The sequence below is a fragment of the Rubrobacter marinus genome, assembly GCF_011492965.1.
Taxonomy (GTDB): Bacteria; Actinomycetota; Rubrobacteria; order Rubrobacterales; family Rubrobacteraceae; genus Rubrobacter_F; species Rubrobacter_F marinus.
In genome coordinates, this window is record NZ_CP045121.1 from 651,633 (window position 1) to 666,235 (window position 14,603).

Below are 14,603 nucleotides of genomic sequence, written 5' to 3' on the forward strand. Positions count from 1 at the left end.
GCTGCTCTTGCTCGAGGGGCCGCAGGTCGTGCGCCTGAAGACGCCCCGCGACGTCTTCGCGCTCCCTCGCCGGTCGGGCGGACGAACGGTGGTCATGATCGACACGTACGGCTGGCTGGGTCTCGTCGGAGTACTCGCCTCTCTCTACCTGCGCGTCCCGCTCGTCGTCCGGTTGCGAGGGCATCCCTTCCGGGAGAATCGGGAGCGTCTCGCCGGGCGTAGCGGTCTGCGCCCGTGGGCGAGGTTCCTGGCCGTCTCGGCGATGCAGCTCTTCTGCCTCTTCTCCGCGCGGCTGGTGCTCTTCAACTCCTCGACCGTGGCGAGAGAGCTGGCCAGCGTCGTACCAGAGCGGCGGCGGGCGGTCGTCCATAATCCGTACACGGAGCCGGGGACGAACCTCGATGGGCCCTCGACGGGCTCACGGTTCCCCGAGGGTGGTCTCCGCTTGCTCACGGTCACGAGCATGAACCTTGCCTCCAAAGTAGACCCGACGCTGGAGGCGGCCGGGCACCTGGCGCGCATGGGCTTGTGGGACGAGCTGGACCTGCGGTGGGTCGTGTGCGGGGCGGGCCGTCACGAAGAGCGCGTCCGGGAGGCGGCCAGGCGTCTGGGGATCGAGGGCCGGCTCGTCGCCCCGGGGCGCGTGGAGGACATCGGGAGCGCCTACGAGTGGGGCGACGTGCTCGTCTACCTCACCCGCCTCGACGCCTTCCCGAACGTGCCCATGGAGGCGATGATGCGGCAGAAGCCCGTGATAACGAACGCGGACAGCCACGGTACCCGCGAGCAGGTCTTCGACGGGGTCAACGGCGTCGTCGTGGAGGATCTCGACGAACTCGCCGCCGCGCTCCGAGCCTATGCCGGCAATGCCGCACTACGCGAGCGCCACGGACGCGCGGGACGGGAACTCGTCGAGCAGAGGTTCTCGGTGGACGCCCAGCGTCGGGCGATGGGGGAGGCTCTGGAGAAGCTGTACGTCCCGCGCAAGGGACGAAGATAGCCCGCACGCCGGCTTCGAACGGCGGGCTTTGTGGTTAAGATACGGGCCTCGGGGGCCGCGAGGGTCTGCCTCCGCGGCCTAGAAGGAGACGTTGTTACGGTGGAACCCAACGAGCCGCCCGTGAAGGTTCTGTACGTGCTCGGGGACGGGCGGAGCGGGTCTACCGTGCTCGACATCGTGCTCGGCAACCATCCGGGCGTCGAGAGCGTCGGCGAGGTGCGGAAAGTCCCCACCCGTGGCTGGGAGGCGGGGAACCCGTGCAGCTGCGGCAGGCCCATGGGCGAGTGCCCGTTCTGGTCCGAGGTGCATGAGGAGTGGGTGAGAAGGGTCGGGTCCGACGATCTGAAGGGCTTTCGGAAGCTTCAGGGGATTTACGAGTCGCGCGGCGGCATTCTACGCTTGCTTGCCGAGCGGGCGCGACCTTCGGAGCGGTTCCGGAGGTACGCCCGGCTCAACGGGGCGCTCTTCGGGGCGATCCGGGCCGTCAGCGGCAAGAGCGTGGTGGTCGACTCCTCCAAGGTGCCGGCGCGCGCCCTCGCGCTCTCCTCGGTGCCGGGGGTGGAGCTGCACCTCGTGCATCTGATCCGGGACGCCCGCGGGGTCGCGGCCTCTCGCAAGAAGTCCGACACGGGCGTGGCCTCGACCCCTGCCTGGCGCTCCTCTATGCGCTGGACGGAGGCGAACCTGCTCTCCGAGTGGGTGCGGCGCCGGGTGGACCCCGCCGGTCTCCGCGTGCGCTACGAGGATCTCGCGGCCGACCCGCGAAGGGAGCTCGGCCGGATCGGGACCTCCGTCGGGCTCGACCTCTCCGGGCTCGCGGAAGGCTTGCTCGCCGGCCGCGAGATGCGGGTCGGCCACGTCGGCGGCGGCAACAGGGTTCGTATGGCGGGGACCGTCAGGTTCAGCGGCGACACCGACGGCTGGCGGACGAGGCTCTCCGAGGGCGAACAGCGCGCCGCCTGGACCTTCGCAGCCCCGCTCATGAAGCGGCACGGGTACAAGCGGTGAAGCCGGAGCAGCAGGCCCGCAAGTCCGCAATACGGGCGTCGTTGGGCCTTCTCGATCAGAGGTCCCTCCTGTACCGGAAGACCAACGGCCTGCTCCGCACCGGCATGGTCCGGCTCCTCTCCGGGGCGCTGCCGCTATACGTGGTCAACGAGTACCCGAAGAGCGGCGGAAGCTGGACGGCGCAGATGCTCGAGAAGGCCCTCGGGGTTCCCTTCCCCAGGAACCGCCTGCCCGTCTTCCGCTCCTCCATCATGCAGGGCCACTACCTCTCGCCGCGGGGCATGAAGAACGTCCTCGTCGTATGGCGCGACGGACGGGACATCATGGTCTCCTGGTACCACCACTGCCTCTTCGCCAACGAGCGCCAGAACGCACCCCTCGTCGCCGAGACGCGGCGAGATCTCCGCTTCGAAGACTACGGGGACGTGCAGGGGAACCTGCCGGCCTTTCTCGAGTATGCCTTCACCCGCCAGCGCCGCCCGCACTTCACCTGGCCGGACTTCGTCCACCAGTGGCACGACCGCAGGGGTGTCGTCCACACGAGCTACGAGGCCCTCCGCCGGGACCCTGCGGGCGAGCTCGTCAGGATCTCACGCGAGCTCGCGGGCCGCGACCTCGACCCCGGCCGGGCAGCGGAGATCGCCGACGAGTTCTCCTTCGCCCGCCAGTCCGGGCGGAGGGTAGGGGAGGAGAACAAGGGCAGCTTTGTTCGCAAAGGCGTGGTCGGCGACTGGCGTAACCAGTTCACCCACGAGGCCCGCGAGGTCTTCGACCGGTATGCAGGAGAGGAGTTGGTTCTGCTTGGTTACGAGCAGGACCACGCGTGGGCGAAGGGGGAGCTCGGTGATTGATCTTCCCGGTTACGGATGGACGCTCGCGTGTACGTCCTGAACGTACTCTTCGACGATCGCTTCGGCGGCTCGTCCAAACGAGTAACCCAGGTTGCCCGCTACCTCTCGACCCATGAGGACGTGCACACCCTCCTATGCCTCCCCGAAGGCGACGGCAACACCGCGGAGGTGGCCCGGGAGATGGGTGTCCCCGTGACCAGGATCGGCTTCGAGCGCATCCCGCGCCCGAGTGACGTTCGCAGGGTGCTCCGCTGGATCTTCCGGCTGCCGGGGGACGTGCGGCGCTTCTTAGCCCTGTACCGGCGCGAGAGGTCGGACGCGGTCCACGTCAACGGCGCGTTCTTCCTTCCCCCGGCGATAGCCGCGAAGTTGGCCCGGGTGCCACTCGTCTGGCATCTGAACGACACCGTGATCCCGAAGAGGGTAGCCCCCTTCTTCGGTACTCTCGTCCGCCTCATGGCGGATCGCGTGCTCGCGACCTCGGAGGATGTCGCCCGCCACTACGGCGTCGCCGACTCCCCCCACGACGTGATGCCCCCACCTGTCGACCCACGCTGCTTCGAGGTCGTCTGGACCCCGCGTAAGGATGGCCCACGACGCATAGGGCTCGTCGCCAACTGGAACCCTTTGAAGGGCGTGGAGTACTTCGTCCGAGCCGCGGCCCTCGTGCGCGAACGGCTAGAGGACATAGAAGTCGTCTTCGCGGGGGCGAGGCTCGGTACGCACGCCGAATACGCGCGTGAGGTAGACGCTCTTATCGACGAACTCGGCTTGCGCCCCGCCGTCCACGAGTACGGCTTCGTCCCCTCCGTTGCCCCCGTACTCGCCGGGCTCGACGTCCTCGTCATGACCTCCACGGCCGAGGCCTCCTCCATGCCGGTCCTCGAGGCCATGGCCGTGGGCGCGCCGTCCGTCGCCTCCGACGCGGGCGGCGTGCGTGAGCTTCTCCACGCCGATCCGAAGAATCCGGCGGGCGTGGTGGTACCCATCCGAGACCCAGAAGCCACCGCCACGGCCGTGCTCGACCTGCTCGGCCGACCCGAAGAGGCGGCTCGGATGGGGAGGAACGGCCGCCGGCTGGCCGGGGAACGCTTCTCGCTCGAAGCATGCGCCGGGAGGCACCTCGAGGCGTACGCGGGTGCGGCTCGCCGAAGAGCCGATGCTACCCGGTAAGCCTTGCAACTGCCTCACCACGAGCGTGGTACCTTCTCCGGACGGCCGCGAGACAAGCAGGAGAAGTTGAGTTGACCCTAGCGAACCAAACGCGCTGCGAAACACGCGTGTCCCGGGTCTGCGTCTCAAGGCCCCGGGGCGTGCTGCCTTCTGGACTACCCCGGGAGATGCGGCTCTCGTGAGCGGCATGGATATGCTGCTGGCGCTCCTCCTGGTGTCCCTGACGACCGCGCCCGTTATCGACGCGCTGCGGCGGCGAGGCGTTCTTTCGCGGCCGGAGTTCTATCTGCTGGTCGCGCTGTACCTGTACGCGACCGGCGGCTACCTGACGCATCTGATCCTGCCGGCGGGAGCGCCGTCCTTCCTCTTGCCCGCGAGCGCCTTGTCCGCGCACACGAGCTACTTGTTCTCGGCCTGCGCCGTCCTCGCGGTGTATGCCGGCGGCAAGCTCTATGATGCGGGGCAGATCGAGATCGGTCTTCCCCCACAGGGTAGTCGACTCCTGGCCTCCCTGGCCCTCGCCGGCTGCCTCGTGGCCCTGGCGATCAACATCTACTACTTCGCCACCTTCGGGCTCTTCTCCGGAAACTTCGACAGGGTGGAGTTTATAGACAATTTCGATGCGAGCGGGGGGGTCAGGATCCCCTACCTGGACATCTTCTATGCGGCGGTAGCCGTCCTCGCCCTGAACGAGCGCTGGCCGGTGTCCTGGCTCGCGCTCGCGGGCCTGGCGCTCCTGCACCTGCCGGTCGGGAACCGCAGGATCGTGCTGGCCGCCCTGATAGTAGTCTTCGTGGCGAAGCTGCTCAGGGGGTCCAGGTTCAGCAAGGGCGCTATAGCCGCCGCGCTCGCCGCCGTCCTCGTCGTGGGGATCGTGGTGGGCGACGTGCGCGGCGAGGGTCTCTCGGCGCTCCAGGGCCTGAACCTCCAGAGGGCCCTGCTTGCGCTCTCGGAGTTCGCTCGCCCGTTTGTCACGCTGGTCTACCACGTGGAGAACGGGTACGAGCCGCTCTACGGGGCGAGCCTCCTGCAAGGAGCCACCAACTCCATCCCGAGCTTCCTGCTACCCTTCGATAAAGCGCCCTCGCTCGGGCGTCAGTTCGTTCAGATCGTGGAGGGATTAGGCGTCTTTGCCGGGCGCGTCCCCGGCTACGGCTATTTTCCCGTAACGGAGGCGCTCGTGAACTTCGGGCCCGTCGGTGTCCCGGTGTTCTTTTTGCTGTTCGCCTGGATCCTGAGGTGGCTCTCGGCGTTCGCCGTCCGCAGGGGCGTCGCGTTCGTCGTTCCCCTGCTGTGCGCCTACATGTTCGCCTTCGGCCGCGGCACCTTCGGAGGTGTGGTCGCCGCGTGCTTGTGGGCGTTCGCCGCCGGGCTCGCCATCTACATAACGGCAGGGCTGCTCTCCGGGGGGCTCGGCCGCAGGGGAGGCCTTGCGGTGCGCACCAGGACCAAAGCTGGAGGAGAGTGATGACCGCCGTGAAACGCTCTCTCGGCGGGATCGAGGCGGCGATCCGGGACGTGGCGGCCTCGCTCGCTTCCCGGTGGAAGCTCCTGTCGGCGCTGGCCCTCGCCGTTTTCGCCGCGGTGACCGCCCTGGTCCTTCTGCTCCCGCCGGAGTACGACAAAACCGTCTCCTTGGCCGTCACGCCTCGAGTCGGGGAGCTGCAGCAGAGGCTCGGCCAGAGAGAGCCCCTGGAGAGAAGGCAGGTAGCCAACACGGCTCTGGGATTGATCGGCCAGGCAAGGTTCGAGGCGGAAGACGCTGTGGCAACTTACAACGCTTCCAGGGAGACGGTCGACGTAACGCTGCAATCTCGGGCCAGGGCCTCCCTGCAGAGCGCCGCCGACGATACGTCAGCGTACCTGGAGGAGGCGTTTCAACGGGAGTACGAAACGTACTTGACCGACACGGTCGAGACCTCGCTGGTTTATGGCAGGGAGCAAATCCTCCCGAGCAACCGTAATACTCTAGCCCAGCTCGACCGGCAGATCGAGGAAACCCGTCGGCGGGCGCGTACGGCCGACCCTGCGACCGCCGCGAACGCCTCTTCCGCCCTTCGGAGCCTGGAGAAGCAGCGCCAGGGGTTGGTCGTCCGCATCGAGCAGAAAGAAGACGACTTGGTTTATCTCGAAGACGCCCTTGGCGACATGGGGCCGTACGCCGACGAGGCGGTCGAGGTCACCGCCTCGTCCCAGTCGGAGACGAGGCGAATAGGACCGTCGTCCTCCCCGGTAGTCGCCGCGGCCCTCCTGTCCGTCGTGGCGGCGGTCGCCGTCGTACTACGGACGACCGCCGAGCCCGGCCTGGTTCCTCGGCTTCGCCGCCGGGAGACACGCGGTACTCGCAAGCCGGCCCCGTAGGGCAGCGCTCGCACCGCAGGGGGGCCTCGCCACGCCCGGTATAGACGCAGGACGGGTGCGTCGCTTCTAGGGGGCGTACCTGATCGCGTTGACGGAGCCGTTGCCGCGGGAGAGGTAGTAAAGGTTGCCGTCGTTTACCTGTAGGTCCACGGGGGCGGTCAGCCCCGATGCGAAGTGGAGCACCCTCACGAACCCTCCCGTCGCCGGGTCATAGTCGAGGCGCTTGATCCAGCCGCTGCAGACGTCCGCGAAGAAGTAGTCGCCTACGTACGAGCCCGGGAACCGCACGACCCTCGGGTTGTAAAACGCACCGCCGGTGACCGCACAGCCCGTGCTCGAGGTGTTGCCGTGGCCGTACCAGTACAGTGGCCCCTGGTAAGCGGGATCCGACTCGGGGCCCTCGTGGAGCGGCCACCCGTAATTGGCGCCGCTCGCGCCGTCGTTGATCTCCTCGTAGCGGTCCTGACCGACATCGTTTATCAACATCCTACCCGTGCCAGGTTGGACGGCGAAGCTGTAGGGGTTGCGAAGGCCCAAGGCCCAGATGGCACGGTTCTTGCCGCTGGCCCTGTTGTAGAACGGGTTGTCGGCGGGGATGGTGCCGTCCGCGTTGATACGCAGCATCTTCCCGTGAAGGTTGGTGAGTGTTTGGGCGTTCTCCTTGGTGGCGTTCTCGCCGACGGCGGCGTAGAGCTTGCCGTCTCTGCCGAAGTGGATTGCCCCGCCGTTATGGTTGGTCCTGGCGCTCAGGCCGTCGAGATCTAGGATGGTCCGGCCGCTCCCCGGGGTGTAGACGTCGCCGTTCGCGGTGAAGCGGAAGATCCGGTTGCGCGCCGGAGACGTGCTCGTCGCCCTGAGCGTGTGGTAGACGTAGACGTGCTTGTTGGTGGCGAAGTTCGGGTCGAAGGCTATCCCAAGCAGGCCACGCTCACCCGTCGAGTCGGTGACGCCTCTCATGTCCACGAACGGGGTAGCGAGCAGCTTGCCGCCCTTGACGACACGCAGCCTGCCCCCCTGCTCGGCCACGAACAGCCGCCCGTCCGGTGCGAACGCCATCGCCGTAGGGCGGTCGAGCCCGGAGACGATCTGCGTCTGCTTGAATCCAGCGGGGAGCGTCGCGGCACCCAGCGCGTCCTCCTCGAGGAGCAACACCGGCAGGACCCCCGCCACCAAAGCCAGGGACAACACGACCAGCAACCTCTTCAACACGAAGCGCACCTCCATGCTCGAGTTCGACCTCACGGAGGTCCGTCTACAATCCGGCAACCGGAGGTCCTCCGTGGAGGACCTCCGACATGCTACCCGAGGCACAGCTATGGGCAGCGAATCCTCTTACTCCCGGCTACCATGCCTTGACCAGAACGGCGTCGAAGTCAGCGGCCCGGTACGAGGCGTTGCCCAAGAAACGCATCCGGTAGCAGGGGGGTGGTCTGTACCCGAAGTGCCTTCTCCGTGCTACCGGGTCGAAGCCCCGGGAGGACCCTGGATCACGTTCTCGCAATCGTCCGCAACGTAGGTCTGGACCCTGTTGTCGGAATTCATGTCGAAGTAATAGACCGTATCGGTACCGCTGCCGCAAGACACGCTCACGAGCCTGGCGATGCTTGCGTCTATCGTGTCGTTGCCTCCCTCGCCGTATACCGTGGCGCTACCGGAGACCTCTACGTAGTCGTCCCCGTCGCCGCCGTGGACCTCCCCTTGCGCCAGCAGCCCGTCGTTGCCGACGTCGCCGTAGGACCTGTCGCGGCCGTTCTCGTCGCCGGTGTCCACATAGTCGTCGCCGCTGCCCCCACGTACGTTGTCGTCTCCGGGGCCTCCGTAGAGGTAATCTACCTGGTCCCCACCGTAGATAGTGTCGTTCCCGTACGAGCCGTAGGCGCGATCTACGCCGGTGTTGCCGGTGATCAGATCGTCGTTGTAGATGCCGTACAACTGGTCGTCTCCCTCTTGGCCATACATCCTGTCGTTACCCCCACCACCGTTCATCGTGTCGTTGCCGGGGCCGCCGTACATCGTGTCCACGGCAGCGAGACCGTACATGGTGTCGTTGGCGCCGATGCCGTTCATGAAGTCGGCGGCGTTCGTGCCGGTGAGACCGTCGGGGCCGTTGGTGCCGTTGATCGTCGCAGCCAGCGCTACCCCGCCGGTTATGAGAGCGAGCGCCATCATCACGGTAGATAGCAAGATCCAACGGCGCACGTATTCGTCCTTCCTGTCGGGCCTGTCTCGTAAGCGTGCCCCTCCCCGAGTAACGAATCAACCCTAGGGAAAGGGAGCGGCACAACCTCACATTACCGCTCTGGGCCTCTAGCTCCTCTGCCGATGGAACAGAGACGGCGGAGCGAGCCTGTCGCGTCGCTCCGCCGGAATGCCAAACTCTTACGGATTGTGACTTATGCGGTGGATGCCGCCGCCCGCGTAGGTCGTGTAGTAGAGGGCGTTGTCCGGGCCGAACGTCAGCGCCACGGGACCGCCGCCTTCCATGTTGTAAGCAAAGGTGGAAGGCTTGAAGCCCGTGGAGGTCTGGGTCAGCTTGAAGATCCTGCCGCACACGAAGTCCCCAAAGAGGTAGGAGCTATTGACGGCGCCGGGCCAGGAGCCGTTGGGCAGGACCACGCCGCCCGTGATCGAGGAGCAGTTCGTGGAGTGCTTGTAGGAGTAGATCGGGTTGGTGAGCCCGGCGGGCGCGGCCCCGCAGCCGACGGTGTAGGAGTCCTTGGCACAGGGGCCCTCGCGCAGGTCCCAGCCGTAATCCGCTCCGGCGCGGGCGAGGTTGACCTCCTCCCACTTGGTCTGGCCGACGTCGTTGACGAAGAAGCGGGTGCTCGCGTAGTTGGGGTCGAAGCCCATGCGGAAGGGGTTGCGGAAGCCGGAGGCGAAGATCTCCTGGCACTTCACGCCGGGGCTGGCCTGTCCGTTGGCGCCGCAGCGCGCGGTGCCCGAGCCCCTGTAGGGGTTAGAGGCCGGGATGGAGCCGTCCCGGGCGACGCGCAGAACCTTGCCGAGCAGTACGCTCTTGTTGCGGGCGTCGCGAGGCCTGCCGCCGTCGCCGATGGAGGCGTAGATCAGGCCGTCCTTGCCGACCTTGACGTCGCCGGCATTATGGTTGGTGCCGGAGTACATGTTGTTCAGGAGGATGCGCTCGTCCCTCGCGACGTTGTCGTTGCCGAGGACGAAGCGCGAAACCCGGTTGACGCAGCGGCTGCCCGTATTGGCGGTGTAGTAGAGGTAGACGTAGCGGTTGGCCGCGAACTCCCGGTCCACGGCCACGCCGAGGAGGCCGCGCTCGGAGTTGGCGCAGACCCTGCCGGAGATGTTCAGCGCCGGGGTCGGGAGCAGACGGTCGTCGTCGTACACCCTCAACTGGCCCTGTTGGTTCGTGATCAGCAGCCGCCCGTCGGGCGTGAACGCGAGCGCCGTTGGAGCATCGACGTTCGTAACGAGCGTATCCGTGAAGCCCGGCTGCGTGAACTGCGTCTGCGTAGCCGCCTGTCCGGACGCGGGCTGCGCGTCTACGAGTAATATGGGGACGATCCCCGCCACCAGTGCAAGGACCACCGCAACCGCCAAACGTCTACACATACCTGCTCCCTCATGCTCTCGCGCGGACACGCCGCTCAAAGTCCCGATCCATCCCGCAACTATAAGCTATTATCGGCACACGCCCATGAATACTTTAGCGGCGCCGGGTCCCTACGCCCGTGAGCCTGGATGTACGTGCTCCAAAGGGTTAACCTGCCTGCGTGCGAGTGTTGGGTGAGCTAAACGTGGGGGGCGGTCTGGGGCGCCTTTCGGCGCGGATTCCGCGGCAGGTGCTCGTCTACCTGCTCGCGCCGCTCATGTTGATACTGATCCCCGCGGTCCTGTGGCTGAGCATCGCGCCGGCGGGAGCGTCGGGGGCGACCCCCGTCTGGTTGGCCGTGCCGGACCCGGTGGTGTTCGAGTTCAGCGCGCTGCACCTGGCCTCGCTGGCGCTGATCGGCGCGGTTGCGATCGGCATGCTCACCTTGGAGGCCGCGCGCGCCCCGTTTTCCTTGCACCTGGCGCACTGGGTCTTCGTCTACGTCTTCTTCTTTGCTGCGCCCCTCGTGCAGTACAAGATAGGGGCGTTCCCCTGGGGGCGCCTGACCGCCTTCGACGTCGAAACGCTCCTCCTGACGGACCTGGCGATCCTGGTCTGGTGCGCCGTATGGATATGCATGCGAGCCTTGCAGACAAGGGTTCTGCCGGGCCTCCCGCTCCCGCTGGGACCGGGCGTCACCGCTTCCGGGGTCTGGCTCTCCGTCGGTTTGGCGTTGGTTGCCACCGTTCTCCTGGTCGTGTGGCTGGGCGTAGGGGCCTTGCTCACGCGGGCAGATGACTACGGCGCCTCCCTAAACACCTCGACCGTCTTCCTGCTTCTGGAGAAGGTGCTGCGCGGGATACCGGTCGCCGCCTCCGCCGGGGCGCTCTGGTATCTGCGTCGCGGAGAAGCTCCTCTGCTCGTGCGCCTGGGTCTCGTAGCCGTGGCCCTCGGGCTTCTGCTGGTGGCGGACTTCCCCCTCGGCACCGCCAGGTACGTCGTCGGCTCTGTTTACCTCGGCCTGCTCCTGACCGTCGTGGGCGGGCGGTTACGCAACGGCTGGCCGTTCGTCTTCCTGATGGTGGGCGGTCTGCTCGTCATGTTCCCGCTCCTGAGCACCCTGCGCTACGTTACGAGCCCGTCGGAGATCATCTCCTATGTCGGGGGGTTCACGCTGCTCGGGCCGAGCCTGGCCACGGGGATTTCGATGCGTACTCCTCGATCGGCTACACCGTGGAGTACGTGAGGGAGGGGCCAGGCATGACCTGGGGCCGCCAGCTTCTGGGGTACTCTTCTTTTTCGTGCCCCGGGGCCTCTGGCCCGACAAGCCGGTCGGCAGCGGCTACACCGTCGCCGTCGAAGGAGGGTTGTCCTTCAACAACATCTCCAGCTCTCCCATCGCGGAGGGGTTCATCAACTTCGGGTGGGCGGGCATCATCCTCTTTGCCGTTGTGTTCTGCTGGACGTTCGGCATACTGGATCTCACCTTCGAGCGCGTCGTCTCGCGGGGGCGCGACGCGCTCATCGGCCTGCTGTACCCGTTCATGGTCGGGTTCACGTTCTTTTTGATGAGGGGGGATTTGCTCTCCTCGGCCGCCTTCGTGGTGGGCTTCGTCATCGCATTCCTGCCGCTGGCGCTGCGCTTGCCGAGGGTCAGGCTTCGCGCCAAGTGAGGCCGTACTCTGGGGAGCCCGCTCCTCGTGTGGGCCGTCCGGGCCGCGATGAAGCCCGCAGGCTTCTCCCTGCTCAAGCAGCGCCTGCTCTCCGGGGGTATTTGGGCCTTCACGGGCCGCCTGCTCACCTCCCTGGGGCAGCTAGCGATAAACGCCCTGCTCGCCCGCCTGCTCGCGCCGCAGGATCTGGGCGCCTACTTTCTCGCCTTCAGCGTCGTCACACTCGGCGCGATCGCCGGCTCCCTGGGCCTCAACCAGGCGGCCGTGCGCTTCGTGGCCGAGAGCATGGGGCTCGACCAGCCCGGGAGGGCCCGACGGGCGGTGACCACCGCGGTAGCTGTCGGCGGGACGGGGGCGCTGGGGGTGGGGCTTCTCTACCTGCCGCTGGGCTATTATCTCAGCGCGAACTTCTTCCGTGCCCCAGCCCTGGCGGCGGTCACCGGGCTGGTGGCAGGGTGGATGGCGATCATGGCGCTGCAAAGCCTCCTGGCCGAGGTCTTTCGCGGGTTCCACGACATCCGGCTCGCCACCCTCTTCGGCGGGCTCCTGACGGCGATCGCCTTCACCGGCAGCCTCGGGCTTCTGTGGTGGATCGAAGGCCGGACGACGCTCGCCGTCGTGTTGATCCTCGCTATCGGTTCCGGGGCCACGAGCGCCCTGATCGCGGGGTGGGTGCTTCGCCGCAAGGTGGCCGCGCTCCCGCGCGAACGGGCCGAAGGCGGGGTAGGGCTCGGTCAAATGCTCCGTGTCGCCGGTCCGCTGCTCGTGACCAACCTCACGCTCTTCACCCTCACCCAGGCGGACCTCTGGATCCTCGGCGCCTTCCGTTCGCAGGAGGAGGTCGCGGTGTACGGCGCAGCCGCGCGTCTCGTCGTGCTGGTGGCCGTTCCGATCTTCGTCGTCAACGCCGTGCTGCCCCCCATGATCGCCGAGATGCATGCTCGGGCAGGATCCGCGAACTCGAGCACACCCTTCGCGCCACAGCGGCGCTGGCGGCGATCCCCGCCGTACTGGCGCTTTCGACCTTCGTGTTGGCGGGGGGATCTGTCCTCGGGATGGTCTACGGCGATTACTACCGTGAAGGGGCGACGGTGCTGGCGCTGTTGAGCCTCGGACAGCTGGTAAACGTTTGGGTCGGGTCTTGCGGCCTCACGCTCGGCATGACCAACCACCAGTCGCTGTACATGGTCATCAGCGTGACCTCCGGCGGCTTCGCGGTGGTGGCGGGGAGCCTGGCCGTCGGGCCGTTCGGGGCCGTTGGCGTGGCGGTATCCGCCGCCCTGGGTCTGATACTGCTGAGCGTCTCCATGTGGCTGGCCGCCCGGCTCACCACCGGCGTATGGACCCACGTTGGCCTTGCCATGCTCCCCGACCTTCTGAGAAGATCGGGCGGTGATGGACGAGATTAGGAAGGCTTCGCCCTCCGACGTTGCTGGCCGGGCTCCGTGCACGTCCCGGTGAAAGCGGTTCGCGGTTCCGGCGTCGTACGCCTCCTGGCGCGCGTACCTCGCGCGCTGCTCGCCGGGGTACTCGCGCCCCTCGTCCTGCTGGTGCTGCCCGCGGTACTCTGGCTCAGCGTGCCGGACCCCGGAACCCTCGGGGTAACCCCGGCGTGGCTAAACGTCCCCGACCCCGCCCGGTTCGACGCGGACCCCTTCTACCTGGCTTCCCTGGTCCTGTTGGGCTTCCTGGCTATCGTCATGATCGCCGCAGAAGCTTCGCTGGCGCCGTTCTCGCTGCACCTCGTGCATTGGGTTTTCGTCTACGTCTTCTTCTTTGCCGCTCCGCTGGCGCAATACAAGATGGGGACGTTCCCCTGGGAGGAGCTTTTCTCCTTCGAGACGGATCGGCTGGTGCTCACGAACCTCGCCGTGCTCTTGTGGAGCGTTGCCTGGATCGCCGCGCGGGTCTCTCAGTTCGCGCTTCTCCGACACCGTCCTGTTCCGCTCGGGCCCCGCGTTTCGGCCTTGGGGGTCTGGATCTGCGCCGGTCTGGCGCTGTTCTCGGCCGCGTACCTGCTGCTCACGCTCGGACCGATGGCCCTGATCTCTCGGGGCGCCACCGACATCTCCGCCGGAAACGCCTTCAGCGCCTCGAGCTCCGCTCTCGTCGTGGATAAGCTGCTCCGGGCCTTTCCGGCCGCCGCCGTTGCCGGCGCCGTGTGGTTCGCAAGCAGGGGAAACGCCCATTTCCTCGTGCGTGCGGGGCTCCTGATCGCCACGCTCGGTCTCCTCCTGGTCGCGGACTTCCCCTCGGGCTCCCCAAGACACCTCGTCGGCTCGATCTACCTCGGGCTGGTGCTGATCTTCCTGAACCGTTACCTGCGCACGGGCTGGCCGTTCGTCTTCCTGATGGTGGGCGGCATGCTGGTGGCGTTCCCGATCATGAGCGCGCTGTACCTCTCGACCGGTCCACATGAGACCGTGCCGTACCTCAGGGATGGCTCGTTTCTCGGGGCGGGCATGACCACGGGCGACTTCGACGCATACTCCATGGTCGGCTACACGATAGGCTACCTGCACGATGGACCGGGCTCGACCTTCGGTCACCAGCTCCTGGGCGTGCTCCTCTTCTTCGTCCCCCGCAGCATCTGGCCCGACAAACCCTTCGGCAGCGGGTACACCGTGGCCGTGGACCAGGGCCTGCTCTTCAACAATGTCTCCAGCTCCCCCATCGCCGAGGGCCTCATAAACTTCGGCTGGGCCGGCGTCGTCCTGTTCGCCGTTGCCCTGTGCTGGATCTTCGGCCTGCTGGATTCAAGCTTCCGGCACGCGGAACGCTCCGGGGAAGGCACCCTGCTCCGCCTGTTGTACCCGTTCCTGATCGGCTTCGCTTTCTTCTTGATGCGGGGCGACCTGCTCTCGTCTTTCGCTTTCGTGGCGGGCTTCGTGGCCGCGTTCCTGCCGCTGGCAGTACGGTTGCCGAGGGTCGCGCTCCGAACGAAGAAATCGTCAATGTGACCATACTATCCTGTT

The 14,603-nt window shown here is 66.8% G+C and carries 14 protein-coding genes; 11 read left to right on the plus strand and 3 right to left on the minus strand.

Features of this window, described 5'->3' with window-relative positions:
- The first annotated feature begins 7 nt into the window (after positions 1 to 7).
- From GBA65_RS03280 to GBA65_RS03305, 6 genes are all read left to right on the plus strand, one after another.
- Positions 8 to 1,000, plus strand: coding sequence for a glycosyltransferase family 4 protein (locus tag GBA65_RS03280; RefSeq protein ID WP_166395359.1), 993 nt, complete (start codon positions 8 to 10; stop codon positions 998 to 1,000).
- A 99-nt stretch (positions 1,001 to 1,099) separates the two neighbouring features.
- Positions 1,100 to 2,008 (plus strand): sulfotransferase, encoded by a 909-nt coding sequence (locus tag GBA65_RS03285; RefSeq protein ID WP_166395360.1) that lies wholly within the window; start codon positions 1,100 to 1,102, stop codon positions 2,006 to 2,008.
- Positions 2,005 to 2,859, plus strand: a complete 855-nt coding sequence (locus GBA65_RS03290) for a sulfotransferase domain-containing protein (RefSeq protein WP_166395361.1) — start codon at positions 2,005 to 2,007, stop codon at positions 2,857 to 2,859. The genes GBA65_RS03285 and GBA65_RS03290 overlap by 4 nt, the downstream gene beginning before the upstream one ends.
- Positions 2,860 to 2,886: 27 nt before the next feature.
- Positions 2,887 to 4,032, plus strand: a complete 1,146-nt coding sequence (locus GBA65_RS03295; protein ID WP_166395362.1) for a glycosyltransferase family 4 protein — start codon at positions 2,887 to 2,889, stop codon at positions 4,030 to 4,032.
- Positions 4,033 to 4,210: 178 nt separating this feature from the next.
- A complete protein-coding gene (locus tag GBA65_RS03300) occupies positions 4,211 to 5,500 on the plus strand; it encodes a hypothetical protein (RefSeq protein WP_166395363.1) in 1,290 nt (429 codons plus the stop codon).
- A complete protein-coding gene (locus tag GBA65_RS03305; protein WP_166395364.1) occupies positions 5,497 to 6,393 on the plus strand; it encodes a hypothetical protein in 897 nt (298 codons plus the stop codon). Before GBA65_RS03300 ends, GBA65_RS03305 begins: the two co-directional genes overlap by 4 nt.
- A 66-nt stretch (positions 6,394 to 6,459) precedes the next feature.
- On the opposite strand, the gene GBA65_RS03310 is transcribed toward GBA65_RS03305, so the two are convergent.
- The 3 genes from GBA65_RS03310 to GBA65_RS03320 all read right to left on the minus strand — a co-directional run bounded on the left by GBA65_RS03310 (position 6,460) and on the right by GBA65_RS03320 (position 9,951).
- Positions 6,460 to 7,635, minus strand: coding sequence for a PQQ-dependent sugar dehydrogenase (locus GBA65_RS03310; RefSeq protein WP_207956114.1), 1,176 nt, complete (start codon positions 7,633 to 7,635; stop codon positions 6,460 to 6,462).
- 213 nt (positions 7,636 to 7,848) lie between these two features.
- The gene (locus GBA65_RS03315; RefSeq protein ID WP_166395365.1) at positions 7,849 to 8,592 is read right to left on the minus strand and encodes a calcium-binding protein; all 744 of its coding nucleotides are present in this window, start codon (positions 8,590 to 8,592) and stop codon (positions 7,849 to 7,851) included.
- A gap of 180 nt (positions 8,593 to 8,772) precedes the next feature.
- Complete coding sequence (locus tag GBA65_RS03320) at positions 8,773 to 9,951, minus strand: PQQ-dependent sugar dehydrogenase (protein WP_166395366.1); 1,179 nt, start codon at positions 9,949 to 9,951, stop codon at positions 8,773 to 8,775.
- Positions 9,952 to 10,205: 254 nt separating this feature from the next.
- Between GBA65_RS03320 and GBA65_RS03325 the strand changes: the two genes are divergently transcribed.
- The 5 genes from GBA65_RS03325 to GBA65_RS03345 are packed head-to-tail and all read left to right on the plus strand — an operon-like array spanning position 10,206 to position 14,588.
- A complete protein-coding gene (locus GBA65_RS03325; protein WP_166395367.1) occupies positions 10,206 to 11,201 on the plus strand; it encodes a hypothetical protein in 996 nt (331 codons plus the stop codon).
- A gap of 55 nt (positions 11,202 to 11,256) precedes the next feature.
- Positions 11,257 to 11,628, plus strand: coding sequence for a hypothetical protein (locus GBA65_RS03330; protein ID WP_166395368.1), 372 nt, complete (start codon positions 11,257 to 11,259; stop codon positions 11,626 to 11,628).
- 27 nt (positions 11,629 to 11,655) lie between these two features.
- Positions 11,656 to 12,735, plus strand: a complete 1,080-nt coding sequence (locus GBA65_RS03335) for an oligosaccharide flippase family protein (RefSeq protein ID WP_166395369.1) — start codon at positions 11,656 to 11,658, stop codon at positions 12,733 to 12,735.
- Positions 12,684 to 13,037 (plus strand): MATE family efflux transporter, encoded by a 354-nt coding sequence (locus GBA65_RS03340; protein WP_166395370.1) that lies wholly within the window; start codon positions 12,684 to 12,686, stop codon positions 13,035 to 13,037. The genes GBA65_RS03335 and GBA65_RS03340 overlap by 52 nt, the downstream gene beginning before the upstream one ends.
- 48 nt (positions 13,038 to 13,085) lie before the next feature.
- The gene (locus GBA65_RS03345) at positions 13,086 to 14,588 is read left to right on the plus strand and encodes a hypothetical protein (protein ID WP_166395371.1); all 1,503 of its coding nucleotides are present in this window, start codon (positions 13,086 to 13,088) and stop codon (positions 14,586 to 14,588) included.
- The last annotated feature ends 15 nt before the right edge of the window (positions 14,589 to 14,603 follow it).